Here is a 24,929-nt window from a genome sequence, read left to right as displayed (position 1 = left end):
TGCACTCTCCTTTTTACGTTAGAAGCAGCAGCCATAGATATAGGCCGGTTAGAGTTATGAACAAAGTCGGGACAGTTAATAGGATCCCAATTTTAAAGTAATAGCCCCACGTGATTTTTACACCCTTTTTAGATAATACGTGCAGCCATAAAAGGGTTGCTAATGACCCAATAGGCGTAATCTTTGGTCCAAGGTCTGAACCGATAACGTTTGCGTAAATTAATGCTTCGCGGATGACGCCAGATGTTTCTGTGCCTTGAATAGCTAAAGCGTCAATCATTACAGTCGGCATATTATTCATGACGGATGAAAGAACCGCTGCAATAAGGCCCATACCAATCGTAGCAGCAAACAATCCTTGGTCTGCAACAGCTTGAATTACGTTTCCAAGCATCTCTGTAAGCCCTGCATTACGAAGGCCGTAAACAACTACATACATACCGATTGAAAATACAACAACCGTCCATGGTGCGTCTTTAATCACTTTTTTCGTATAGATAGCCGGACTTTTACGAGCAGCTAAGATAAAGATTAGTGCTGCTGCTCCTGCGATAAATGATACAGGAACACCGATAAACTCACTTGTTAAATAACCTGCTAAAAGAACAGCAAGTATCAACCATGACAGTTTGAAGAGCTTCTGATCACGAATGGCTTCTTTTGGTTGTTTTAGTTGTGAAAGGTCATAGTTTTCAGGGATATCTTTACCGAAGAAGATAAGCAGAACAAGCATGCTCGCAATTAAAGAAAAGAAGTTCGGAACGATCATCCGGCTTGCGTATTCAACGAATCCAATGTTGAAAAAATCAGCTGAAACAATGTTTACTAAGTTTGATACCACAAGCGGCAAAGAAGTCGTGTCTGCGATAAATCCGCTCGCCATGATAAAAGGAAGAACCATTGATTCTTTGAAATTAAGCGCCCGGACTTGAGCAAGTACGATCGGTGTCAGGATTAAAGCTGCACCATCGTTAGCAAAGAATGCGGAAACAGCAGCCCCAAGAAGGATGACATATGTAAACATCTTCTTACCGTTGCCGCCAGCAAGTCTTGCCATATGAAGGGCAGACCATTCAAAAAAGCCGATTTCGTCCAATATGATTGATATGAGAATGATTGCAACAAAAGCTAATGTTGCGTTCCAAACGATTCCCGTAACGGTCCAGACGTCTGCAGGACTTACTACTTTTAAAAGTAGTGCAATGGCTGCACCAATCGTAGCAGACCATCCAATTGAAAGCCCTCTAGGCTGCCAGATAACAAAAATGATTGTAACTAAAAATACAGCGAAGGCCGTTATTGCCATGCTGTCCATAATAATTCCCCCAATTGCTTTGTTTCTCTAAGTTAGCAGCAAACCTTACCGCCTGAAGCTTTAAGTTGTTCAATTTTCTCTGACATATCAGGCAGAGCATCTAAGTTTGCTTTTATAAATGGATAGATCTCACCGTCGATGGAGTAGAATATCCATTGACTGTTTCGTCTTTCTTTCACTAATTTAGCTTGCTTTAATTTTCTTAAATGCTGTGAAATACTAGGTTGTGTCATCTTCAATATTTCAACCAGCTCACATACACATAATTCTTCGTGGCGGAGTAAGGCTAAAATATTTAAACGAGTTTTGTCTGCCATTGCTTTATAGCATTCCGTTAATTGATCCAATTCCATATCGATCTCACCTCATTAGTATATAACCATATGTTTATATAGAATGTCAAAGAATATATAAATAGATATTGATATAAGGATATACTTATATTATGATGGTCACGAAAGAAGTTCTTTTATCTTAGGAGGTTTTAAACATGGCAAAACCAATTATCTATTTCCTTTGCACAGGAAACTCTTGCCGTTCTCAGATGGCTGAAGGATTCGGACACCACTATCTTAGTGATAAATATGACGTATATTCTGCTGGAATTGAAGCGCACGGGGTAAACCCGAATGCAGTTAAAGCGATGAAAGAAGTAGATATCGATATTACAAATCAGACTTCTGACGTAATTGATAAAGATATTTTAGAAAAAGCGGACTTAGTTGTAACGCTTTGTGGACATGCCAATGACGTATGTCCGGCAACTCCACCTCACAAAAAACGTGAACACTGGGGATTTGATGATCCTGCAGGAAAAGAGTGGAGCGAGTTCCAGCGTGTACGTGACGAAATCGCAGCACGAATCAAACGTTTTTCTGAAACAGGAGAATAATTGTAGCAGACGAGCTCAGAAACTAATGGTTTCTGAGCTTTTTTGTATGATTTCCCTCATTTAGTTCATGTTAGTAATGAGGTGAATGATTTGAAACGATTAACCATTCTGTTGGTTTGTATGCTGATTATTATTATGAATGTTCCGAGCCATTCTAAAGCTGCCGAGGGAAAAGCTGCTTTTATTCGTAAAGATGGACTTTGGTTAAAAGATGGGGATGTGGAAAGAAGGTTAGTTGAAGGCACTAAGCTGTCACACCCGAAATTCTCTAGTGATGGCATGTATATCAGTTACATGTCTGGTGAGGGTGCAGCAAAAGAGTTATGGGTGTACAACCGGGTGACTCGTTTAAAAAGAAAAGTGTTTACTGGTGATGTTGAGATGCCAAGATGGTCACCTGGAGGTCAGTTGCTCGCTTTCAAAAGCGGGAGTGTTCTAAATGTAATAAATGTTTCGAAGCCGGCGTCATCTTTTCAAAATGTGACCCTTGGTGCAGGAAACTATAGCTGGACTCCTGACAGTAAAGGGTTTGTTGTTTCATCATCAGCCAATCTGCTGCCAGATGGATGGACCCCTGTTCAGATTTTTACTGTCCCAGCAGATACAAAAGGCGATTTGAAAAAAGTAAAGAAGATCACGACATTGCCAGAAATGAGTGAATCATTTTTTGCAATTGGTACAACACAATTTAAATGGGGCATGAAGAACAGCGTTTTCGCTTTTATTGCCTGCCCGACTGCATCAATGTCAGCTGACAGCAATACATTGATGATTGTTTCAAAGAATGGATCAACAACGAAAATGATTGCAAATATGTTAAATAATTCAAATTGGTTTCATTGGTCTCTAAAAACTGAAAGATTGGCTTATATCAAAGGGATTGGAAGGTTGATCTCTGAAAATAAACGGTTAACTGTTTGGGACTCGCGAAGCGGAAAAGGAGTGGATCTTGGTTTCCATGGATATGCAGATGGCGATTTCACATGGAGAAGTGACCGTGAAATTGTTGTAAGCAGGCAGATTGAATGGGGATGGGAAGTGACTGAAGAAAAAAGATCTAAGCCTTTCCTAGCTTTAGTTGATACAACTACAAGAAGTGCTAAAAGATTAACTCAGCCCGTGAAAATAGCTGCAGACGAATATCCAAAAACTTTACCTAATGGGGGGATTGTTTGGGTAAGATCAGTTGAAAGTTTCAATCAATCAAAAGTGATGAAAAAGGTCGATCCGGAATCTAAAGAAACCGTTTGGATCGATAAATTAGCAAAACCTGCCGAAGAATACTACGGATGGCCAAGCGTACTCGATGTTTATCAAGTCCGATAGCAGAACAAAGAAGCATTCTCTGTTCAGAGGTGCTTCTTTTAGTATGTTGGGAAATAATTGTCAAGGAACTAGAAGATTTATGAAAGGGAAAAAGTAAAAGGTGAAAGATCAGAGTCCTTTTGGAGGATTTATATAGCTCAGAAAGCCGAAACGACGAAGGGAAATAAATTGTGGGGGGACTGTCCCCCAACAATTTATTTTTTTATAAAGGATTCTCTCTGCTTAATAAGTAATCTTATTAAGCAGAGAGAAAGGGGATTTAAGTATGCAGTCTTTACGTCAAAATTCACACCAAGAAACACAGCCATTATATAAGAATGTAAAAGTAATGAACTTGCTTGGAAGTAAGTTCATATCATTTTTAGGAGATCAAGTTTATCTCCTCGCACTTCCGTTGATTGTACTTCAGCTTACTGGTTCGGCGGTCTCTATGGGAATAATAGCCGCGGTAGAAAGGATCCCGGTTTTCTTTCAGCCTATTGCAGGATGGATTGCAGATACATATAACCGGAAAAGAATCCTTTATTTCAGTGATCTCTCAAGAGGATTTTTACTGCTGCTGCTTGCTGTGCTCTACCAAACGAATACACTTGAATTTTGGCATATTGCTGCGGGTGCATTATTGATGGGTTGGCTGACGCAGTTACATAATTCTGCTGGATTTGCTTTTCTGCCTCATCTTGTCCAAAAAGAAAGGCTTCATGAAGCGAACGCATGGGATGAAGGGTTATTTCAAACGGCAATTGTCATTGGTCCTGCTATCGGAGGACTGCTTGTGTCTATTACAGTACCAGGTGCAGGTCTATTCTTAAACGCTATCTCTTTCTTTTTAACTTTTTATATGATAACTAAAATCCAAGTTGTACCGGATAACAAAGTTACCAGTTTTAACCGACAGACATTTTTTCAAATCTTTGCTTCTGAACTCAAAGAAGGATTTAAACATGTGTTTAATACGAAGATCATTTGGTATACCAATTTGGCGCTCATGATATCAACTTTTGGAACCACGATGTTTTTAACCTTGCTTATTTTTCACTTTAAAGAAGTTCTCTTTTTAAAACCTGCTGAAATTGGGTTCATACTCTCTATAGGCGGTTTAATGGCGATTACCGGAGCTCTTGTAACAAACAGAATGAGCCGGATTTTCAGATTTCAGACGATTTTAATGATCGCCCATCTAATAGGAGGACTTTCCATAATTGGGCTCGCTTTCTCTGAAACTTTTATTACAGTCGCGGTAACGAATGCAATTGGTGTATTAGCAGCATGTATGATAAACCCGTGTATTCGAACGATTCGTCAGACGCACACTCCTGATTATTTATTAGGCAGAGTGCAAGCAACAAGCCGGTGGATGACATGGCTATTACTGCCTGTCGCAGCAATGCTATCAGGTTATTTAGCGGCATCAACCAGTTCCGCGTTTATCATCACAATAGGTGGAATTGTAACAGCGAGTACGTTTCTGTTTTATTTATTGCCCGCAGTTCGAAAAGCATAATTTTAAAACACGTCCGATTTTCGCTCTTGTTTTCTCATGAATGTCCGTTTTCTTTCATACAGTTAAAAGTAAGGAAAAAGCAGGAGGGGGAAAACATGAACTGGGACTTGCAAAATAAAGAGCTTGAAAGAGCAATTGCTGAAATTACTGAGATTGCAGACCACTTTGGCCTCGATTTTTACCCTATGCGGTATGAGATATGTCCGGCAGATATTATTTATACGTTTGGTGCGTACGGAATGCCCACACGATTTTCACACTGGAGTTTCGGAAAACAGTTTCACAAAATGAAGCTTCAATACGATTTAGGATTGAGCAAAATCTATGAATTGGTTATCAATTCAGACCCATGTTATGCATTTTTGCTAGATACAAACTCACTGATACAAAATAAGCTCATCATTGCCCATGTTCTTGCTCATTGTGACTTCTTTAAGAATAATGTCCGTTTTTCAAACACAAGAAGGGACATGGTAGAGTGCATGACAGCTACTGCAGAACGAGTGGCTCAGTACGAACTTCTTTATGGAAAAAAAGAAGTGGAAGAGTTTCTTGATGCCGTACTTGCTATTCAAGAACACATCGACCCTTCAATCGTTAGGAACAAGCTAAACTATGTATTTGGGGAAGATGATGAAATAACACCTAAGAAAGAAACGCCTTATGATGACTTATGGAAAATCGATGATAAAAAAGGTCCTAAGCCTGCACTGAAAAAGAAAAAATCTTTTCCGCCTCAGCCAGAAAAAGATATTCTTCTGTTTATCGAGCAATACAGCCGTGAACTCGAAGAATGGCAGCGGGATATATTATCAATGATGAGAGAGGAAATGCTTTATTTCTGGCCGCAGCTTGAAACAAAAATCATGAACGAAGGCTGGGCTAGCTACTGGCACGCTAAAATTCTACAAGAAATGGACCTGACCTCTCACGAGACGATCGAGTTTGCCAAATTAAACGCGGGCGTCGTGCAGCCATCGAAGACATCGATCAACCCATATTACTTAGGGCTACAAATCTTTAAAGACATCGAAGACCGCTACAACAACCCTAATGAAGAGCTGATTAGGCAAGGCGTTAAACCAGGATCTGGCCGTGAGAAAATGTTCGAAGTCCGCGAGTTGGAGTCCGACATGTCGTTTATCCGAAACTACCTAACCAAAGATCTAGCTCAGCGGGAAGACATGTACCTTTTCCAAAAGCAGGGTAAAGAATATAAGATCGTCGACAAACAATGGGAGGAAGTTCGAGATCAGCTTGTTAGTATGAGGGTGAACGGAGGGTTTCCGTATATCACAGTAAATGATGCAGATTATATGAAGAATGGGGAGCTATATCTCAATCATAGCTATGAAGATATGGAACTCGATGTGAAGTATCTTGAGAAGGTATTGCCGCAACTTCATCACCTTTGGGGACGTCCCGTACACATGGAAACGAAGATTGAACAGAAGCCAGTTTTGTTTACGTTTGATGGGAAGACTGTTCATCGGAAGTATCTCTAAAATAAAAATGTTTACAAGAAAAAGCACGCTGCTGCGTGCTTTTCGTTGTCTTTTTTCTTATAAAAGCTGATTTTTCTTAAAATATCTCCACATTCCCCAAGTCAGTATTATTAAAAAAACAAAAATAACAATTGTGGACCTAGGGTTATCCTGAAATGGTAGTGGGACATTCATTCCAAAAAATCCTGTTACGAATGTAAGGGGTAACATGATGGTTGAAATCAGTGTTAAAACGTTTAGTTTTTCAGAAGACTTAGCATTGATAATTGAATAATAAGTGTCTAGAGCACTGTTTACCAAATCTCTAAACGTCTCCGATGAATCCACTATTCGTTCAAGATGATCGATCAAATCAGTATAAAAAGGAACGTTTTCTTCCCGAATATCAAATTTCCATTTGCCATCAACTGTTAGGAAGATTCGGCGTTGTGGTAAGATGACACGACGAATTAAAATAATTGTCCTTTTTAGTGCAAGGAACTCTTCGGTAACTCCTCGGACCTCTTCATCGTAAATTTCATTCTCTAATTCATCAATACGGATACTGATGCGATCTAAGATAGGAAAATATTCATCCGTGATACCATCAATAAGAGCATATAAAAGGAAATCTGCTCCCTTATCCATATACCTCGTATGTTTGGAACAAATGGCATCCATCTTACCTAGCCATTTTAACTTGTGTTTATGGATGGTTACGACGTAATTTTCACCTACAAAAACATTTAACTCAAGGGTTGTGATTTCATTATCGCTTTCCTCGTTATAACGCAAAGCGTGAAAAACAAAAAACTTATAATCCTCGTAATTATCCACTTTTGCTCTTGGACTGTCATGTAGACAGTCTTCTAAGGCTAATGGATGGAAATCGAAGATCTTAGCTACTTCTTTTAACTCCTGTATACTTAGGTCGAAAATATCTATCCACAATAGATTGTCAGGGTTTTTTAGGTAATCTTTTGTTTTAGTTAAATCAATATCAACCTTTGTTTCTTGTGTGTCATTGTCATAAAAATATGTTTTAATCATCACTTTCACCTCTTCTTTTTTGAGGCAATGAAAGGTATTGGTATTCTCGCGTTAACTTATAGCGAGGATACAAAAAGTACCTTTGCAGCCTCGTTGTAATATGGATATGAATTTCCCGAATTGGGGTCATCCGTACTCACTGTATCCTCACCTCCAATAAAAAAAGCCCCCTTTAATCAAAAAGGAGCTTTAATAGCAATATTAATACCACTACAAAGTCCCCCCATGTTGAGTTTTAGCACTGTATAGCATAGGTTTTCACCAGCTACGTTAAAAAAGACCTTAATCCGATCTTTCCTGTTGACCCATTGGCGTCTCTCGACATTTTTGGGCAGCAGCATATCTCTATACAGGAGCCTCACCTAACAGAAGACTTTATTCAACTAACCACACTATATGCCATTGGGGATATCGTGTCAATCCTCTCTGAACCAGCCCTTTCTAATAAAATAGCTAATCATCCCTGACCCGACAAAAAACATAATTCCAAGAACAATATAATACCCATAATGCCATTCCAGTTCAGGCATGTTTTCAAAATTCATGCCATAAATACCTGCAATAAAAGTTAAGGGCATAAAGATCGTAGTAATCACCGTTAATGTCTTCATGATCCTGTTCATTCGGAATGAGTTTAGAGAAATATAGTTATCTCTTATTTCAGAAGTCATATCACGGCTAGAATCAACCATTGCACTTAATTTAATTAAGTGATCATGAATGTCATGAAAGTAAGCCATCTTCTTATTTGGAATCGGCAGCCGTTTGGATTCAGTGATTCGATAAAATAATTCACGCATCGGTAGTATGGATTTTCTAAGTTTCAGTAGATCGGTTCTAACTGAAAAGGTTTCTTGGATTATTGTCTGGTTAGAAATATTAAATTCACTTTCAATCGCTAAAATGTGATCTTCAACTTGCTGGAGGATAGGGAAATATGTATCTACGATCTTATCCATAATCTTATGGATTACCTCAGTGGGTCCTATTTGAGATAAGTTTTTTGTGCGTTGAATCACATTAAATAACTGTGTAATCTCAACATTGTCTTCCAAATGGAAGGAGACTACAAAATTCTCTCCCAAAAAAATATCGACCTCATTAGAGTTTAGTGTCTCCGCGTCAAGTGCATGAATGACAAAAAAACTGTGGTCTTCATAATATTCTAGTTTAGGTCGTTGTAAGGAATGAAGGCAATCTTCTACCGCCAAGGGGTGAAACTGAAAAAAATCGTTGAGCAATTCACTTTCATTTACAGATGGGTTGCTAAAATCTACCCAGTACCATTTGATGGCGTTATTTCGTAATGTTTCGAGTGAAGGGTCAATTAGTAGTTTGTTTTGATGATCTACTGCAATTATTCGTAGCATAAGGTCTCCTACTCATCTTTATTTAATATTAGATTATCAATTAAAAGGAACACCCCAACTAAAGGAAAACAAATTGAAAAAAAACTAAGGCCAAAGGGCACAAAAATTAACCCAATTATGATTAAGGCTATTCCTAAAAGTTTTAAAAACATCATTTCCCCCCTCCTTTTAACAGGTGCCTTCCTTGTTATGGAGGTTTTTAAACATTATTGCACAGTTACGTTTATTCATATAAGGAATGAGGAAAATATATCATAACTTTAATATAAGGGAGCCAACCGATGAACCAAGTAAACATAACAAATAAAAATTTAAATAATGCTCTCTTTCAATTTGTCTTCCCCTTCTCTTTGAAAAGTGACAAGGAACGTGAGTTAATGGACCAGCTTGAAAGTGAGGGTTACACAAGATTCAACCTTCAGGACACAGACTTAGAAACTGCTTATTACGGACCTCATCATCAAGTGTCGCATCGAAATATGGAACATTATTACTTGCCTTTTACCGCAAATGTATTATTCCCAAAATCAAGGCAAGATAAAGGCTTTCAAAGATATTCGAAAAAATTGAGCATGCATGCAGAATTCAATTCTCAAACCTTTAATCTACCTTTTATCATACATTCAGTTGACCTTTTCATCTGTCCTTTTCAATTAGGTCTTCTCACCGTACGAACAGAAATTAATAAAGAGAGCATACCCTATGATGAGGGGATTGAATTTGCTGCACGATTTAGAGTACTAGAGGACCGAACGCATCTGGATAAAAAAAGTCAAATCATTTATAACCAACAGTCATTTGATCAGGTTGAAAATTTTATATTTAATGCACTAGTCCCAAACATCCTCCCCTTTTTTAATAAAGGAGAGGTCGGCGGCTCTCACTTTGAGACGTTACCCTATTTCATTGATGAGCGAATGTATGTACAGGGATTCTTTAGTTTTAAAGAAGGAACAGAAATTGATAACACGGATGTTTTTCGAGCAGGTCAACTGGATGGATTGAACGAAGAAGGAGAACCGTGTATAGGTTCAAGTAGTATGAAATATATTGACGAATATGTTGAGAGACAGGCATACAGTAGATGGGCTCCTGATACCTATTACGTTACTGATGAACATATCTTTTGTTGTTTAACCAATCAGAAAAAGGCTAAAGTGGATGATCTAGTTAACCAGATGTATGGTGAGTATTATTATGGGTTACTCCTTAATCTCTTCCATAAAATTGTACTATTGAAACTATCTAACGAATATTCAAAAGTAAAGCTAGAAAAAGATATTGATAAAATTGAAGACTTGATTCGATCCATCACCAATTTTTCATCAAAATATTTTTTCTTGGAGTTGGCAACACAAACCCAAGGAAGAGAAGTCTTCACCCAATTAAGGAAATTATTCGGCAGTAATGAACTGTATCAAGATGTTAAGGATACTTTGGCCAGTTTATTTCAATATCAGGATAAATTGTCTTCCATACGAAACAGTTATCTTTTATTGATCCTTACGCTATATACCGTTGTGGGTGGAATATACGGTATGAATCAAGTCATTGAAGATTTAAAAGGAAACATCGAATGGAGCAAGGTTGCTGATTACTCAATATTTGAATACATCGCACTGTTTATCACACTTAGTGGATTAGTTGTAGGTTCCGTTTTAGGGGTAACGAGCATTGTGAAATGGTTCAAGGAAAAACAAAGACAACGAAAAGAATTTTAAAGTGTTTTGCCAAAAGTATTACCAGTAGCTTTAAATTGGTAATGCTTTTTGTGTGATTATATAATCAAAATCAATGAGTATCCTTGTTAATTTGGAGGCTTATTTGGGTAGTCTTGGGATGTGATTGTAGGAGGTATTTCCCTCAATTTAAAGGGTTCTCTCTGAGATCCTTAGGAGAAGGAAGGCTGGGCTAGCTACTGGCACGCCAAAATTCTCCAAGAAATGGACTTAACCTCTCATGAGACGATCGAGTTCGCGAAACTGAACGCTGGGGTAGTCCAACCATCAAAGACATCGATCAACCCGTATTATCTAGGCTTACAGATTTTTAAAGACATCGAAGACCGCTACAACAACCCTAATGAAGAGCTGATTAGGCAAGGCGTTAAACCAGGATCTGGCCGTGAGAAAATGTTCGAAGTCCGCGAGTTGGAATCCGACATGTCGTTTATCCGAAACTACCTAACCAAAGATCTAGCTCAGCGGGAAGACATGTACCTTTTCCAAAAGCAGGGTAAAGAATATAAGATCGTCGACAAACAATGGGAGGAAGTTCGAGATCAGCTCGTGAGTATGCGGGTAAACGGTGGATTTCCTTATATCACAGTCAATGACGCAGACTATATGAAGAATGGAGAGCTATACCTAAATCATAGCTATGAAGATATGGAACTCGATGTGAAGTATCTAGAGAAGGTATTGCCGCATCTCCATCACCTCTGGGGGCGTCCCGTTCACATGGAGACGAGAATCGAGCAAAAGCCCGTACTCTTCACGTTTGATGGGAAAACGGTTCATCGGAAGTATCTCTAAAATTAAAGCAAATATTTAAAAATAATGAGGAAAAGCACGCTGCTAATGGCGTGCTTTTTGTTGTATTTAGTTTTAGCTAACAGGTACTTTAAAGAATTAGAAGGAAAACGATTTATTAAATGGAAATAAGTAACAATAAAAAATGAACGGAGGTAATATAAATTTACATTTCATTTAAACGGATTCAGTTATTGTTTTTAATAATTATTTTGTTTGTAGGATTAATTGGATGTTCAAGTAAAGAGAGTGTTTTTGATATAGCGGAAGATGATCTTTTAGTTGAGCATTGGTCACAAATAGATGATGAAAGAAAATTTACTGTTGTGAGGAATGCAATGGATGAAGGTAAGATTTATATGTATCCTGAAGGCTATAAAGAGTATATAGAATATCATATTAAAATAATGGATATTACTTTTCAGAATCAAGAATATCAGTCAATTAAATTAAAAAAAGCAATAATTAAAATTTTAAATAACACTTAAATAGAACAAGTTTTTATTTGCTGATAAAACTAAATGAATCTTCAACAAACGTAGCAGGATTGCGGAGTAACTTAATTAACTAATTGATTAAAAAGGAGTAGTAATTTGAAGGTGAAAACTAAAATTTTTATAGTTATATGTCTTACTTTTCTTATTACTGGGTGTAAAATATTTAAAAATGATAAGTTGCCGATAGAAATGATTGCCTTTAATTACTTAACAAATGAAGAGCAAAATAAAATTCCAGTATCTCCTAAGGACTCCGTAGTCAAAGAAATAACTGTTAGTGAAGAATTAGGTCAAAAATTAGGCAAAAAATTAATCGGTAAAACGATTTATACTATAACCTTTAACCATACCGAAGACGATTCTTCAGGAAAACTTGTTGTATATATTGCTAAAGACAAAAAGACAGTAATAGGAAAAGGGTATGAGAAGAAAAAGTAAAATAGATATACAAGTATCGGGTGTTTTTCTTCAAGAAGGAGAAGTGCTCTTTTTATTGAAGTTAAGGGCAATTTAGTGAATTAGACCTGAATTTTACCGATATATCTTATAAGGATATTAAGGAGAACTTAAGAATGAAAAAATTATCTTTAACGTTATACATTTCTTCAAGAAAGATAAGTGCCCTTTTATTAGGTTAGATAAAGAAGGAATATTGGGATAAAATAATTTGAGAAATAATTGTAGTTAAAAAAAAGGAGTTCTTTATGGCTTCTGAACGTGATGAAATGATTAAAGTACTGAAATCAATTCTTATACCTTTATTAAGAGAAAAGGGGTTTAAAGGAACTTTTCCTCATTTTCGACGAAGATTAGATACCCGAATTGACCTTTTTTCAATCTTCTTTGATAAGTATGGTGGTGGGTTTATAGTTGAAATTGGTGCCTCGCCAATCAATGGATTTAGCATTAAGGGTGGACCTTCTATTCCCCCAGATAAGGTGAACACTACTCACCACGTTCCATATACACGACTTGAACCAACAGAGGAGCACGACTCATTTAGATATGACGAAGAACCTGTTCCAGATAATATTTACGAAAAATTAGTATATGAGGTTGTCTCTCTTTTACCCAAAGCCGAAGAATGGTGGAATTCAGATAAAATAGCTCGGATTATTAAGAAAAAAGCGAAACAACAAGGTGAAATAAATTTTGATTGAACATATCCTTCCTTATTAAACAAACGGGTTCATTTCTTTAAGATCGAGAAGTGCACTTTTTTATTAAAGTAATGGGTAAGTTAGTTTATAAAGATTGATTGGAATTTTATGGACATAGGAAACGTATAGATGCAAAATAAAGCAATAAAAAGGAACTAGATATATGGATGCTTTAATAGTAGGTTTGATGTTTTTTATTCCTGGAATACTCTTTTTCTTTTGGGTCTTATTTAAATATACAGAAGAAGAGCATCGGAAAGAAATTAAAAAGTGGAGATGGTTTCGTGAGGATAAGTCTTTGTGGGTGTGGGATCCAGAATTTGCACTTTTCCAAAAGATAGCTAATAAATCCTATTATATAGCGAAAGTGATTATTATGTTGTCAGCACTTATCCCAGTTATAATTGGTGCTTTTGCTTTATGGGTCTTCTTTAGTGGATAAAACAAAATTAATATTGTTAGGTTAACGGGTTGTTAGCTTTGGTTATTCAACGGGTGCATTTCTTCAAAAAGAGGAAATGCACTTTTTGATTTAATTAAGGCTAAAATCATATTGATTTATCCATTTATTGTTAATTTAAGATATACTTATATTATTACTGAACCATAAAAAAGGGGATATCCTTATGAATAAAATTAATAAAGGAAGATATATAGCAGAAGTAGATGATGATTTTGTATTGTTTATCATAGGAATGCGTATTAATAAATTTTTCTCTTTTAATAAGTGGATTCCAGTTTTTAAAGCTATGGGTCCAATGATAAGAGAATTATATCAAAATCCTCAATTAGGTTTTCTTCATACTGAGTTTCTTTTTAGTTGGAGAAGGATAACCCTGATTCAATATTGGAGAAGTTTTGAACAGCTCGAAGCCTACGCTCATGGTAAAACACATTTGGTTGCCTGGAAAGAATTTAATAATAAAATAGGAAACGATGGAACCGTTGGTATTTATCATGAGAGTTACAGGATCACTAAAAATAATGCAGAGGCAATTTACAATAATATGCCAAGATTTGGGCTAGCTCAAGCGTATTCTATAGCTCCTGTAACTAAAAAAACGAACTCAGCCAGAGAGAGAACTAATAAATAGATATAGTTGGTAGTAATAACTTATTCCACAATCGGGTGCATTTCTTCAAGAAGGAGAAGTGCTCTTTTTTATTGAATTAAAGGAGTGTTTAATGACAATGTATTTAGATTTGAGGTGTTAAATTGCAAATTAGAGCTGTAAAAAAAGAAGAATATAGTTTTACAGAAGATTTTGTATATCAAGTATTCAGAAACACTCCGAATTCAGACGGAATTGTTCAAAGAGCTCTAGTCAAAGAAATTAGAGAAAAGCAATTCTATATACCTGAGCTTGATATAGTTGTAGAGGAAGAGGGAACGATTATCGGCCACTTTATCCTTTCAAAATTTCCAATAAGTAATAAGTATGAAAATGAAGTTCTAATGCTATCACCGGTTTCAGTTGCTATTCAAAGGCAAGGTCAGGGTGTGGGTACATTTATGCTACAAGCAGGCATTGAAAGAGCAGCTAAAAAGGGATATAAAGGAATTATTGTTGAAGGGGATTATCGTTACTATCGGCAGTTTGGATTTAGAACTTCAACTGATTTCGGTATTTATGCATCTAAGAAAAACCTGCCTCCTGCGAATGAATATTTAATGGCTATGGAGCTATGTGCTAATGGATTGGCAGTAATCATGGGTGAAGTAGACTATTCAATGTATAAGGCTTTGGCCGAATAACTTTGATGAAACTTATTTCTTCAACAATCGGGTGCGATTGTTGAAGAAGGGATTGCTTAATTAAATTTGAAATAATTGGAATTAAATATCTAATCAAATCTTATTGAATTAGGAATTATTACAATTATTGCTATCCATATTAGTAAAAAACAAGGTAAGTAGAGTGCAAGTTAGTTTAAGATCCTTAGAGCTGTTCATTTATCTAAAGATGAAACCAATAGTGCTACTGAATTGAATGAGGATAGCAGCGTATCAAATGATAATTTTCAATTAAACGGCGTACAGGTTGCTGTTTTTATAGTAGGGCTTTTAATTCTAGTGACTTGGATAAACAAAAGGAAAAAAGAAAGAGGTTATTTTCACCCAAGAAAGTTAAGGAAATCCTTCCTGTAATATGTGTAACGGCTGCAATTATATTAGGTATGTGGTTATCATCATATTATGGAAGCAACAATGAAACTATAAGTTACTATGAGGAAGATGAAAATCCTTATAGCGAAACTAGTATCGACCATAATTGCAGTGATTTTGATACTCAAGAAGATGCACAGTTGTTTTTTGAGGCAAATGGAGGCTCTGATGAAGATCCACATGATCTTGACTGAGACGGAGATGGGATGGCATGTGACTGGAATCCTTAACGTTGAGCACATTTGCCGAATGGTTCTTATTCAACAAAAGTAGCAGTTTAGTTCATTAAAAGAGGTAATAACTCAATTGAAGGTGATTGAATGAAAGCAAATGAAAAATGGTGGTTATGGGTACTAGTCATCACATTAGCAATACTCACACCAATTATGAATCACTATTTTAAATACAGTTATTTCCTTTCAACTTTAATATTAATTATTGGATTGAATTCCACAAAAGAGTTAAGGCAAGATTTTAAATTAAATTTTTGGGGTAAATACAGGATTTTCATCATTATCTATTTGGCAATTATTTTTGTGTGTTTAATATTAGCAATATTTGTGTTTGAATAATTTTTGTATACTTTATGCTTTTTTTTACAGATACGATTGGTCTGAAATACAAAGCTTGTTTTTTATTCAAGTAACGGGGCCACATTCCTATAATTAAACTGAGTTTGTGAAAAAATGTACTTAAATTAAAGGGTGCGATTGTGGAATAAGCTATCTGAATAATAAGTTCGATCTGAAATCCTTAGGAGAAGGAAGGCTGGGCTAGCTATTGGCACGCCAAGATCCTGCAGGAAATGGACTTAACCTCACATGAAACGATCGAATTTGCGAAACTAAACGCGGGTGTCGTACAGCCATCCAAGACATCCATCAATCCATATTATCTGGGACTCCAGATTTTTAAAGACATTGAAGAACGCTACAACAACCCAGGTAAGGAACTGCTCAGACAAGGCGTTAAACCAGGCTCTGGCCGTGAAAAAATGTTCGAAGTCCGCGAACTCGAATCTGATATGTCGTTCATCCGAAACTATTTAACTAAAGATCTAGCACAGCGGGAAGACATGTATCTATTCCAAAAGCAAGGCAAGGAATACAAGATCGTCGAAAAGCAATGGGAGGAAGTACGCGATCAGCTCGTTAGTATGAGGGTAAACGGAGGTTTTCCGTACATCACAGTAAATGATGCAGATTACATGAAGAATGGAGAACTCTACCTCAATCATAGCTATGAAGATATGGAACTTGATGTGAAGTATCTTGAGAAGGTGCTTCCACATCTTCATCATCTGTGGGGAAGACCTGTTCACATGGAGACAAGGATCGAACAGAAGCCTGTATTGTTCACGTTTGACGGGAAGACGGTGCATCGGAAGTATCTATAAATTTAAACAAGTGTTTAAAAGTAAAGGTTAAAAAGCACGCTGCTAGCGTGCTTTTTGTAGTCTTTCTTCATCAATAAACGATCCATATTTTGGAATAAGGAAGGGATTTTGATGGTAATCTTGAAATTATAAGATATTCCGTTAAAGTAGCAGTTTTATTGAAGAAGGAGTTCAATGAAACTAAGCAGTTTACCCACAATTTTGACCTTCAAGGAAAAACTGATCTATGTTAATTAGTCGAGGTTTCAGGATATTCACCGAACAATTGACCTCGCCCTTATATTGGGAATCCGACACGTTCCCTATTGTTTTATGTTGTTTTTGCTTGATCTGATTTATTGAAAAAAATTTATTGACACTGAAAATAAACCCGTGTTATTATTAAATTTTTGATAAAAAAATGCTTATATGGTATGCTTTAGAAGGTTACCATATATGGAGGTGGATTATTTGTTCCAAATTGGCGATAACATTGTTTATCCAATGCAAGGAGTAGGTATAATTGAAGCCATAGAAGAAAAAGAATTCCCAGAGGGAAAACAACAGTATTATGTTATAAAAATGTCAATCAGTAATATGCAAGTTATGATTCCAACGTGTAAAATATTGAGTTCAAGTATACGACCAGTTACTGATCTACTTGCATTAAAACAAATTATACACATTTTTCAGCATGGAGAATCAGATAGATTACTAACGTGGAAACAAAGGTATAAAGTAAACACGGACAAACTTAAAACGGGTGAAATACAGGAAGGTGCTGAAGTTGTACGTGATTTAATGCGTATGAAGAAAGATAAAGCACTTAATGGAAGCGAAAAAAAAATGTTGGATAATGCATATGAATTTTTGATTAGTGAACTGGAAGTAATTAAAGGAATCACTGAAAATCAAATAAAAAGTTTCTGTTAAGGTTAATTATAGATAATGTATTGCATTCTAATAAATATCTGAATTTTTTCGGGAATATTATGATTAAAAGTAAATCATTTCAAAGACATTCAACTTCTTCAACTTACTTTTAGAACATTAACCTCTTTTGTTATTTCTACAATCTAATCCATTTTTATTATTTAGACTTCCTCTACAAACATTTGAAGTTTTATCAAAAAACTCGATATAATAATCACTTGATATTTGTAATACTGATTCACACTGGCACGGACAAGGAACCGTAAGGATGGAAGAGAGGTAGGGCTTTCATTGTTTTAGGTATATCTAAGTGATTATTTTTAGTAGAAAAAACAATCAATCTCATCTCTTTCCTTAAGAATTTCTTACATCCACAGTGTCTGTGAATAGTAATTGTTTATCTTCTTTTCAAAATAGAGATACTCCAGTTGGTAACATCTAAATATATGGTCAACGAAAAAAAATGAAGGAATTTCTAGAACGATTGTTAAGATTGTTCTTCAACAATCGGGCGATTGTTGAGCATTCGTTATTATAAGAAGTTCGATCTGAAATCCTTAGGAGAAGGAAGGCTATGAAGATATGGAGCTTGATGTGAAGTATCTAGAAAAAGTATTGCCGCATCTTCATCACCTATGGGGACGTCCTGTTCATATGGAGACAAGGATTGAGCAGAAGCCTGTTTTGTTCACTTATGACGGGAAGACGGTGCATCGGAAGTATCTCTAAATTTTAAACAAGTGTTTAAAATAAAAAAGGAAAGCACGTTGCTGGCGTGCTTTTTTCGCTGTCTTTGTACTTTAACTAAGGGCATTTTAGTTAAAGAGTCACCTTTCCTTTCTAATCAACAATCGGACAAGAAAGTGGAAGAATTGAAGGCCGAGTTTATGGATGACGGTTAACGACTTTGAATCGCTTTCTTTAAGAAGACAACCACCATACATAATAGATGTAGAAAGTGCAGAAAGAGAAGTTTCCATGCCACGACCCTTGGAGAAAAATATTGTTTTAGGTAAGACAACTAATTCCGTTTTGAGAATAAATTAGACTCAACACTTTGTTGAGTCTAATTAACAAGGTCAATATGGATATGAATATACATAAGGAGGAGCGTAACCTGTCGGGTAGTAATATGGATAATAAAATATTCTTCTTATAAAGGGAAATGGAAACCGTCTGCGGTGAAAATCATCATCGCCACCAAATCCACCTGGGACAAATTCACGATCTTCTGTATTCATCTCTTCGGAAACCATCATTGTAACGCCTGGGTCTTCCGTACCTTCTATGATACCATCAACCGTTTGTCCATCCGTGGTTTCAAGAAGCATATTAGCACCAATATGTTTTTTACATTGTTCCTGCATATTTCTTTCATCCATTGAATCGCACTCCTTTTTACCATCTGGGTTGAAAAATAAAAATCATTATATCCAACCATTTTAAAAAAGGTGCTAGTACAGATACACCAGAAAGATTTTACAATAATACGAATAAAAAAATATAAACACTGAGGATACTACTTTATGTATAAAAAATAAAGCAAAAAGGAGAAATACAATGAAACGAAAACAACTAGCTTTTATTACACCAATCATCTTATCAATAGGACTTTTGTTCGGTGGGAATATTGCTTCAGCAAATAATAATGACAATTATAATAATACAAACATGACAAGAAATGTTGCAGCAACAAATGATGACGATAACGATATGGATTGGGGCTGGCTCGGTTTAATTGGTCTGGCAGGGTTATTAGGTAGAAGAAGAAGAGATGACCGAAAAGACTAATCCAAACTTATATTTTCTACCCATTTTAAACAAATGGGTATTTTTTATTTTCCATTAATAAAATAAGATTTGAAGTGGTGGTTTGTTGGATGGATGTAACTAAAAAAGGGCAAAAATATTGCCCTGAGGTCTTGAAAAATTATTCACTGGCTTTAACTTGTAATGGAGGCGGAATTAGCCATCCCTTTTCTTTATTAAGTTTTAACATTTTAGCACCAAATTGAGCCTTTGCTAAATGAAACTGACCATACATCATTGCTATATCTTCTCGGATAGATTGACCCATTACTTGACTGCACGCTATTAGTCCAGCTGCTACATCTTTTGAAACTGACGCACTAATTTCTGGATCACTATATCTTGCTCCAACAGGAATATCTTCTAATTTAGCAATAGGGCGGTCTGGTGGTGCAGGAGGTAAACCAATCCCATTAGTTTTTAGAAGCTCTTCTAGTTGTTTATTTTCATTTTGCAAACCTTGAATGGCTTCTTCAATTAGCTTTTTTAAATCCTGATCACCAGTGTGATTAATATAAACTTGGTAGCCAGCAATTAATCCATTATTCGTTAATAGGTTAGTCCAAGTTCCAAAAATTTCACCATAATGCATTGGTTCATCTTGTGGGTTACCACTTAATATTCCCATAACTACACTCCTAATCGTCTTTTGAAAATTCATGATTTACTCCTTTTAAAAGGATATAGAACACAGGGAATATTATTAGTTATTAAAATCGGATTTATTCATACTAAAAAATTATTAGGGCAGACATTGTTTCATTGGAAGATGAAGTGCTTCTTCAACTAACGGGTCCGTTAATTGAATAACTTCCGATTCGGATTATTTATGTAGTCTATCTGAAAATAAGGGTTCTATGGAAGAAGCACCTATACCAACATGAGGGCTGGGCGTCTTATTGGCACGCCAAAATTCTACAAGAAATGGACTTAACCTCTCATGAGACGATCGAGTTCGCGAAACTTAACGCGGGGGTCGTTCAGCCTTCGAAAACATCAATCAATCCGTATTACTTAGGACTTCAAGTATTTAAAGACATTGAAGAACGATACAACAATCCAGACGAGGAGTTAATAAGACAAGGCGTAAAACCAGGATCAGGACGCGAAAAAATGTTCGAAGTCCGTGAACTGGAATCCGACATGTCATTCATCCGAAACTATCTAACTAGGATCAAGTTCAGCGGGAAGACATGTACCTTTTTCAAAAGCAGGGGAAGGAATACAAAATCGTCGATAAACAGTGGGAAGAGGTCCGTGATCAGCACGTTAGTATGCGTGTAAACGGAGGTTTTCCGTATATCACAGTAAATGATGCGGATTACATGAAGAACGGAGAACTCTATCTCAATCATAGCTATGAAGATATGGAACTCGATGTGATGTATCTGGAGAAAGTAATGCCGCACCTCCATCATCTATGGGGACGTCCAGTTCATATGGAAACGAAGATTGAGCAGAAGCCTGTTATTTTCACGTTTGATGGGAAGACCGTGCATCGGAAGTACCTGTAAAATTAAACAAGTGTTTAAAAAATAAAGTTTAAAAAATAAAGTTAAAAGCACGCTGTTGGCGTGCTTTTTGTAATTTCCTTGGTCAAACAAGTTCGTATTAAATATAGCTGAGTTAAAAATTCTGATATCACATTGTTTTCATGATTATTGTTCTTTTAATTATAACTTGTGTCATATACATTTTCAGATAAGGAGGAATGTGTATGCCCAAAAAGGTTCTTCTTTTTACGGATTTGGGAATAGATGATGCTTTTGCTCTTATTTATGCCTTTTTTCGAAAAGACGTAAAAATATTGGGAATCGTTGCTGACTATGGAAATGTATCGAGAACAAATGCCATTAGGAATATTAATTATATAAAGTACATTATGGGACAAGAAAAAATTCCTGTATTTCTCGGTGCATCTGTTCCACTAACTGGCATATCGGTTCAGTTTTTTCCAGAAGTACATGGAGAAGCCGGCTTAGGTCCAATCATTCCTCCAGATATTCCTTACCCAGTTTTCCCAATTAATGATATTTATCAGATAATAGATGCAAATATAGAGGATATCACAATCATCAACCTTGGAAGATTATCTTCGTTAGCAACTACATTTATTCTTAATTTAGAAAAGATGAAGAAAGTAAAGGAGTATATTTGCATGGGAGGAGCGTTCTTCTATCCAGGGAATGTAACAGCCGTAGCAGAAGCCAATTTTTACTCTGACCCCTATGCAGCAAATCTAGTCTTGCTTCATGCTAGAAATTTGACGATAATTCCATTAAACATTACACAAAACGCACTCGTTACTCCCGAAATGGTTCAAACGATTGATAGATTCCATCAGAATACTCAGGATCCCGCAGGACTCATAATCAAACCAATGTTGGACTATTATTATAATTTTTACTCTAAATCAAACCCAGGTATAAAAGGATGTCCTATGCATGATTTTATGACGATATGGTTCATGTTGTATCCAGAGTTTGTGAACGTTTCGAGAGTGCCAATAAAAGTTATACCTGATAGAGGGGAAGGCTTTGGACAAAGCATTGCTGACTTTCGCTTTACAACAAACCCAGAGTATAGAACCCATAGTGTCGCTTTTTCTTTTAATTATGAAGCCTTTAAACAAAGCATTATAGATACCCTTTTAACAAGAAGATAGAGCGATTATAGTTCACATTTGATGGAAAGACAGTACATCGGAAGCATCTTTAAAATTAAACAAGTGTTTATCAAGAACAAAAAAGTACGCTGCTGGCGTGCTTTTTTGTTCTCTTCTTAGTGGAGGTAAATTTTAAAAAATCGATGCAACGGTTAGATTGGTCCATAAAACCTGCGTCTGCTCCAGAATAAAAAATTGACGCTCAATTCCCTTAGGATTTAAGCGTCTTATTTTGCTTAAATAACACAGGAGTCATGATTAATAAATCTAATAAATGCATCTACTGCAGGGCTGGGGAAAGTCTCCTTATGCCGGACGATATGAAAGTTTCTAAGGGCTCTTAAGTCTTTTCCTTCTAATACTTGAATCTCTCCAAACTTTGTTTCCATTTGAATCGTTCTTTTAGAAACGAAACTGATGTATTCTCCAGTTAAAACGGCTTGTTTGATCGCTTCAGTTGAGTCTAGTTCAATATACTTTTGAAGATGAACCTCATGTTGTTTAAGGTGCTTTTCAATAGTTTTACGTGTATTTGAATCTTGCCCTCTTATTACGAACTTCTCATTCATTATGTCTTCAAGTCTTAAATTTTTCTTCTTAGTAAGGTGGTGGTTCTTTTTTGCGATCAAGACAATCTCATCCTGCAGCAGAATCTCGTTAATTACCGATGTAATTACAGGTACTTCAGGAATTATAGCTATATCAATTAAATTATTTTTAACTTTAATTAGAATTTCATCCGTTGGCTGGATTTCTAATTTAATGCTTACACCAGGATATTTTTTCATGAAATTGATGACAATCGGAGCCATCAAGTAGTTCCCGATTGTAGTACTAGCTCCAACCACGATTGATCCACTTTCTAGATTTTTCATTCCTTCCATAAAAGATTCCGTTTTGCCTACTAAAGAGAGAATTTTTTCTGCCATTTCAAACAAAACCAAACCAGAATCGGTCAATTTAATCTCTCTTCCAACGCGATGGAAAAGAGTTAATCCAAACTTCTTTTCCATTGATTCTATTTGTCTTGAAACAGCTGGTTGACTAATGGAGAGTTCATTTGCAGCGCGTGTAAAACTTTTTTGCTTGGCAACATGATAAAACGTTTTAAGCTGATAAAAATCCATGGATTACTTCTCCTTTTTCATAACGAAACCGTATAGAGGTTATTATAAATATGCATTTTTATTATATTTCAATTAAGAATAGAATGGAAGAAAGGTAACTTATTCGGGAGAGGATCTTATGTCTTGGTTTAAAAGAAACCCAATATATTTAGTCCATTTAACGATAAGTTCTGGTGAGTCATTTAAGGTTCAACAATTATTAAGTACATGGGGAATTCCCTTTAAACTTGAAATATCTTCATCCTGCATCCTTCTAAAAGTAAAAGAAGAGCATATAGCACTTGCGAAAGACGTTGTTAAGATTGCTGGCAATAAGACAGGGGATGTATAAGTATGCTAAATGAAAAAATAGAAACATTAGATCAGAGAAATAGCGATTTAAAACAGATATATAAGAGAACATTGTTTGTTGTAAGCATTTCGCAAATTTTTGGTGGGGTTGGACTAGCTGCTGGAATTACTGTGGGTGCACTTCTTGCACAGCAAATGATGGGAACAGATGCATTTTCAGGTTTGCCTGCTGCCCTTTTTACAATAGGTTAAGCAGCAGCTGCGTTTATAGTGGGTCGTCTTTCTCAACGGTATGGACGCAGAACAGGGTTAACGATTGGATTTTTTGCAGGGGGGCTGGAGCGTTAGGTATTGTTATTTCTGCTATAACAAATAGCCTTTTGCTATTATTTGTTTCTCTTTTTATATACGGTGCGGGTACAGCTACAAATTTACAAGCTCGTTATGCAGGTACTGATTTGGCAAATCAAAACCAGCGTGCGACAGCGATTAGTATTATTTTAGTTTCAACAACAATTGGTGCTTTTGCAGGTCCAAACTTAGTTGTTGTGATGGGGGATTTTGCTTCATCTATTGGTGTTCCGGCCCTTGCAGGACCTTTCATCTTATCGGGAACTGCATTTTTAATAGCTGGTCTTATAATTTTTCTTTTGCTGCGTCCAGATCCTTTCTTAATCGTTAAAATGTTGGAATCTAGTAAAAATAAGAAAGTTAATAAAGTATCTTTAACAAATAGTAAACAATCAAACGATAAAAGGGGCATTGCAATCGGTGCAGCTGTCATGAATCTTACACAGCTTGTGATGATTGCTATAATGACAATGACTCCTGTTCACATGAAACATCATGGACACGGTCTTAGCGAAATTGGTCTAGTCATTGGTGTTCATATCGGCTCGATGTATCTGCCTTCACTCGTGACAGGTGTCCTTGTTGATAAAATTGGCCGTACTGCGATGGTTATTGCTTCAGGAATCACATTGCTTCTTGCAGGAGTGATAGCAGCGATTGCCCCAGGTGATTCTATGTTTCTTCTAATTATTGCTCTTTCTTTACTTGGAGTAGGCTGGAATTTCGGATTAATTAGCGGCACCACTATATTAGTGGATTCCACAGAGTCTTCAACCCGGGCTCAAACTCAAGGAACGATTGATGTATTAATAGCATTGGCGGGGGCAACTGGAGGAGCTATGTCTGGAATGATTGTAGCTTACTCCAGTTATGCAGCATTATCATTTGCTGGGGGAGTATTGTCCTTAATGCTGATTCCAGTTGTGGTTTATTTTCGAGGAAGCAGCAAAAAAATTATCAAGCATAGAGGATTGTAATAAGAAGGGGACTGTTTGTATAAAAACTTTTGGCGGTAAACTTAAACAAGTGTTTAAATCTGCATTCTGAGAAGCACGCTTAATTGCGTGCTTTTTGTTATGCTC

General features: G+C 36.3%; 23 protein-coding genes, 5 pseudogenes and 1 riboswitch. Of the genes and pseudogenes, 21 read left to right on the top strand and 7 right to left on the bottom strand.

All coding sequences use genetic code 11. The annotated features are described in order from the left end of the window. Positions 1-13: 13 nt before the first annotated feature. Together ACFW35_RS16680 and ACFW35_RS16675 are read right to left on the bottom strand one after the other, a co-directional pair. Complete coding sequence (locus tag ACFW35_RS16680; protein WP_379847546.1) at positions 14-1,306, bottom strand: arsenic transporter; 1,293 nt, start codon at positions 1,304-1,306, stop codon at positions 14-16. A gap of 41 nt (positions 1,307-1,347) precedes the next feature. After that, positions 1,348-1,668, bottom strand: a complete 321-nt coding sequence (locus tag ACFW35_RS16675; RefSeq protein WP_077363606.1) for an ArsR/SmtB family transcription factor — start codon at positions 1,666-1,668, stop codon at positions 1,348-1,350. 137 nt (positions 1,669-1,805) lie between these two features. Here ACFW35_RS16675 and arsC point away from each other — a divergent pair, with 137 nt between their 5' ends. From arsC to ACFW35_RS16655, 4 genes are all read left to right on the top strand, one after another. Beyond that, positions 1,806-2,207: an arsenate reductase (thioredoxin) gene (gene arsC / locus ACFW35_RS16670; protein WP_077363604.1), complete on the top strand. Its 402-nt coding sequence runs from the start codon at positions 1,806-1,808 to the stop codon at positions 2,205-2,207. Between the two features lie 90 nt (positions 2,208-2,297). Then, positions 2,298-3,533, top strand: a complete 1,236-nt coding sequence (locus ACFW35_RS16665) for a TolB family protein (RefSeq protein ID WP_379847307.1) — start codon at positions 2,298-2,300, stop codon at positions 3,531-3,533. A 265-nt stretch (positions 3,534-3,798) separates the two neighbouring features. Beyond that, a complete protein-coding gene (locus ACFW35_RS16660) occupies positions 3,799-5,037 on the top strand; it encodes an MFS transporter (protein WP_379847306.1) in 1,239 nt (412 codons plus the stop codon). A 95-nt stretch (positions 5,038-5,132) separates the two neighbouring features. Beyond that, positions 5,133-6,542: a SpoVR family protein gene (locus ACFW35_RS16655; protein WP_379847304.1), complete on the top strand. Its 1,410-nt coding sequence runs from the start codon at positions 5,133-5,135 to the stop codon at positions 6,540-6,542. A 57-nt stretch (positions 6,543-6,599) separates the two neighbouring features. Here ACFW35_RS16655 and ACFW35_RS16650 read toward each other — a convergent pair whose 3' ends face one another. Together ACFW35_RS16650 and corA are read right to left on the bottom strand one after the other, a co-directional pair. Further along, positions 6,600-7,571, bottom strand: a complete 972-nt coding sequence (locus ACFW35_RS16650; protein WP_379847303.1) for a magnesium transporter CorA family protein — start codon at positions 7,569-7,571, stop codon at positions 6,600-6,602. 214 nt (positions 7,572-7,785) lie between these two features. Next, positions 7,786-7,948, bottom strand: a riboswitch (M-box (ykoK) riboswitch). Positions 7,949-7,987: 39 nt separating this feature from the next. Further along, entirely contained in the window at positions 7,988-8,941 is a 954-nt protein-coding gene (gene corA, locus ACFW35_RS16645; RefSeq protein WP_379847301.1) for a magnesium/cobalt transporter CorA, read from the bottom strand. Between the two features lie 281 nt (positions 8,942-9,222). Between corA and ACFW35_RS16640 the strand changes: the two genes are divergently transcribed. The 12 genes and pseudogenes from ACFW35_RS16640 to ACFW35_RS16585 form a co-directional block, all read left to right on the top strand. Further along, the gene (locus ACFW35_RS16640) at positions 9,223-10,662 is read left to right on the top strand and encodes a hypothetical protein (RefSeq protein ID WP_379847300.1); all 1,440 of its coding nucleotides are present in this window, start codon (positions 9,223-9,225) and stop codon (positions 10,660-10,662) included. Between the two features lie 180 nt (positions 10,663-10,842). Next, positions 10,843-11,475: pseudogene (locus ACFW35_RS16635) on the top strand (SpoVR family protein); the annotation flags it as partial. A 191-nt stretch (positions 11,476-11,666) separates the two neighbouring features. Next, complete coding sequence (locus ACFW35_RS16630) at positions 11,667-11,960, top strand: hypothetical protein (protein WP_379847298.1); 294 nt, start codon at positions 11,667-11,669, stop codon at positions 11,958-11,960. Positions 11,961-12,071: 111 nt separating this feature from the next. Beyond that, positions 12,072-12,407 carry a hypothetical protein gene (locus ACFW35_RS16625; RefSeq protein WP_379847297.1) on the top strand — a complete coding sequence of 112 codons (336 nt, stop codon included), beginning with the start codon at positions 12,072-12,074 and terminating at the stop codon, positions 12,405-12,407. Between the two features lie 266 nt (positions 12,408-12,673). Continuing rightward, positions 12,674-13,129, top strand: a complete 456-nt coding sequence (locus tag ACFW35_RS16620; protein ID WP_379847295.1) for a DUF4304 domain-containing protein — start codon at positions 12,674-12,676, stop codon at positions 13,127-13,129. Positions 13,130-13,292: 163 nt separating this feature from the next. Further along, on the top strand, positions 13,293-13,571 hold the full coding sequence (locus tag ACFW35_RS16615) for a hypothetical protein (protein ID WP_379847294.1): 279 nt from the start codon (positions 13,293-13,295) through the stop codon (positions 13,569-13,571). A 184-nt stretch (positions 13,572-13,755) separates the two neighbouring features. Next, the gene (locus tag ACFW35_RS16610) at positions 13,756-14,223 is read left to right on the top strand and encodes a DUF4188 domain-containing protein (protein WP_379847292.1); all 468 of its coding nucleotides are present in this window, start codon (positions 13,756-13,758) and stop codon (positions 14,221-14,223) included. A 122-nt stretch (positions 14,224-14,345) separates the two neighbouring features. Then, positions 14,346-14,885 carry a GNAT family N-acetyltransferase gene (locus tag ACFW35_RS16605; protein ID WP_379847291.1) on the top strand — a complete coding sequence of 180 codons (540 nt, stop codon included), beginning with the start codon at positions 14,346-14,348 and terminating at the stop codon, positions 14,883-14,885. A gap of 731 nt (positions 14,886-15,616) precedes the next feature. Then, on the top strand, positions 15,617-15,868 hold the full coding sequence (locus ACFW35_RS16600) for a hypothetical protein (RefSeq protein WP_379847289.1): 252 nt from the start codon (positions 15,617-15,619) through the stop codon (positions 15,866-15,868). A 191-nt stretch (positions 15,869-16,059) separates the two neighbouring features. Next, a pseudogene (locus ACFW35_RS16595) lies at positions 16,060-16,692 on the top strand (SpoVR family protein); the annotation flags it as partial. Positions 16,693-17,142: 450 nt separating this feature from the next. Next, positions 17,143-17,604, top strand: coding sequence for a CarD family transcriptional regulator (locus tag ACFW35_RS16590; RefSeq protein WP_139343125.1), 462 nt, complete (start codon positions 17,143-17,145; stop codon positions 17,602-17,604). A 564-nt stretch (positions 17,605-18,168) separates the two neighbouring features. After that, positions 18,169-18,333 (top strand): annotated as a pseudogene (locus ACFW35_RS16585) (stage V sporulation protein R); the annotation flags it as partial. A gap of 350 nt (positions 18,334-18,683) precedes the next feature. Here ACFW35_RS16585 and ACFW35_RS16580 read toward each other — a convergent pair. After that, positions 18,684-18,986, bottom strand: a complete 303-nt coding sequence (locus ACFW35_RS16580) for a hypothetical protein (protein WP_379847287.1) — start codon at positions 18,984-18,986, stop codon at positions 18,684-18,686. Positions 18,987-19,164: 178 nt separating this feature from the next. On the opposite strand from ACFW35_RS16580, the gene ACFW35_RS16575 reads away from it, so the two are divergent. After that, entirely contained in the window at positions 19,165-19,395 is a 231-nt protein-coding gene (locus ACFW35_RS16575; protein ID WP_379847286.1) for a WGxxGxxG family protein, read from the top strand. Positions 19,396-19,534: 139 nt separating this feature from the next. Here ACFW35_RS16575 and ACFW35_RS16570 read toward each other — a convergent pair whose 3' ends face one another. Further along, complete coding sequence (locus tag ACFW35_RS16570; RefSeq protein ID WP_379847544.1) at positions 19,535-20,041, bottom strand: DUF3231 family protein; 507 nt, start codon at positions 20,039-20,041, stop codon at positions 19,535-19,537. Positions 20,042-20,292: 251 nt separating this feature from the next. Between ACFW35_RS16570 and ACFW35_RS16565 the strand changes: the two are divergent. Beyond that, positions 20,293-20,927 (top strand): annotated as a pseudogene (locus ACFW35_RS16565) (SpoVR family protein); the annotation flags it as partial. Between the two features lie 203 nt (positions 20,928-21,130). Beyond that, the gene (locus tag ACFW35_RS16560) at positions 21,131-22,078 is read left to right on the top strand and encodes a nucleoside hydrolase (RefSeq protein ID WP_379847284.1); all 948 of its coding nucleotides are present in this window, start codon (positions 21,131-21,133) and stop codon (positions 22,076-22,078) included. 236 nt (positions 22,079-22,314) lie between these two features. Here the strand turns inward: ACFW35_RS16560 and ACFW35_RS16555 are convergent, their stop codons facing one another. After that, positions 22,315-23,205: a LysR substrate-binding domain-containing protein gene (locus tag ACFW35_RS16555; RefSeq protein ID WP_379847283.1), complete on the bottom strand. Its 891-nt coding sequence runs from the start codon at positions 23,203-23,205 to the stop codon at positions 22,315-22,317. Positions 23,206-23,323: 118 nt separating this feature from the next. Between ACFW35_RS16555 and ACFW35_RS16550 the strand changes: the two genes are divergently transcribed. Beyond that, positions 23,324-23,536, top strand: a complete 213-nt coding sequence (locus ACFW35_RS16550) for a hypothetical protein (protein ID WP_379847281.1) — start codon at positions 23,324-23,326, stop codon at positions 23,534-23,536. 2 nt (positions 23,537-23,538) lie between these two features. Beyond that, positions 23,539-24,824: pseudogene (locus ACFW35_RS16545) on the top strand (MFS transporter). Positions 24,825-24,929: the final 105 nt, after the last annotated feature.

The organism is Fictibacillus sp. NPDC058756, from assembly GCF_042746035.1.
In the GTDB taxonomy this organism is placed as follows: Bacteria; Bacillota; Bacilli; order Bacillales; family Fictibacillaceae; genus Fictibacillus.
Note: the sequence above shows the minus strand (reverse complement) of the source record. Positions and strands in the feature narration are given on the sequence as shown.

Excerpts from the sequence above, each read along its gene's own strand:
- ACFW35_RS16680 (WP_379847546.1), bottom strand. The coding sequence starts at position 1,306 with ATGGCAATAACGGCCTTCGCTGTATTTTTAGTTACAATCATTTTTGTT.
- ACFW35_RS16675 (WP_077363606.1), bottom strand. The coding sequence starts at position 1,668 with ATGGAATTGGATCAATTAACGGAATGCTATAAAGCAATGGCAGACAAA.
- arsC (WP_077363604.1), top strand. The coding sequence starts at position 1,806 with ATGGCAAAACCAATTATCTATTTCCTTTGCACAGGAAACTCTTGCCGT.
- ACFW35_RS16660 (WP_379847306.1), top strand. The coding sequence starts at position 3,799 with ATGCAGTCTTTACGTCAAAATTCACACCAAGAAACACAGCCATTATAT.
- ACFW35_RS16655 (WP_379847304.1), top strand. The coding sequence starts at position 5,133 with ATGAACTGGGACTTGCAAAATAAAGAGCTTGAAAGAGCAATTGCTGAA.
- ACFW35_RS16650 (WP_379847303.1), bottom strand. The coding sequence starts at position 7,571 with ATGATTAAAACATATTTTTATGACAATGACACACAAGAAACAAAGGTT.
- corA (WP_379847301.1), bottom strand. The coding sequence starts at position 8,941 with ATGCTACGAATAATTGCAGTAGATCATCAAAACAAACTACTAATTGAC.
- ACFW35_RS16640 (WP_379847300.1), top strand. The coding sequence starts at position 9,223 with ATGAACCAAGTAAACATAACAAATAAAAATTTAAATAATGCTCTCTTT.
- ACFW35_RS16620 (WP_379847295.1), top strand. The coding sequence starts at position 12,674 with ATGGCTTCTGAACGTGATGAAATGATTAAAGTACTGAAATCAATTCTT.
- ACFW35_RS16615 (WP_379847294.1), top strand. The coding sequence starts at position 13,293 with ATGGATGCTTTAATAGTAGGTTTGATGTTTTTTATTCCTGGAATACTC.
- ACFW35_RS16610 (WP_379847292.1), top strand. The coding sequence starts at position 13,756 with ATGAATAAAATTAATAAAGGAAGATATATAGCAGAAGTAGATGATGAT.
- ACFW35_RS16600 (WP_379847289.1), top strand. The coding sequence starts at position 15,617 with ATGAAAGCAAATGAAAAATGGTGGTTATGGGTACTAGTCATCACATTA.
- ACFW35_RS16580 (WP_379847287.1), bottom strand. The coding sequence starts at position 18,986 with ATGGATGAAAGAAATATGCAGGAACAATGTAAAAAACATATTGGTGCT.
- ACFW35_RS16575 (WP_379847286.1), top strand. The coding sequence starts at position 19,165 with ATGAAACGAAAACAACTAGCTTTTATTACACCAATCATCTTATCAATA.
- ACFW35_RS16570 (WP_379847544.1), bottom strand. The coding sequence starts at position 20,041 with ATGGGAATATTAAGTGGTAACCCACAAGATGAACCAATGCATTATGGT.
- ACFW35_RS16560 (WP_379847284.1), top strand. The coding sequence starts at position 21,131 with ATGCCCAAAAAGGTTCTTCTTTTTACGGATTTGGGAATAGATGATGCT.
- ACFW35_RS16555 (WP_379847283.1), bottom strand. The coding sequence starts at position 23,205 with ATGGATTTTTATCAGCTTAAAACGTTTTATCATGTTGCCAAGCAAAAA.
- ACFW35_RS16550 (WP_379847281.1), top strand. The coding sequence starts at position 23,324 with ATGTCTTGGTTTAAAAGAAACCCAATATATTTAGTCCATTTAACGATA.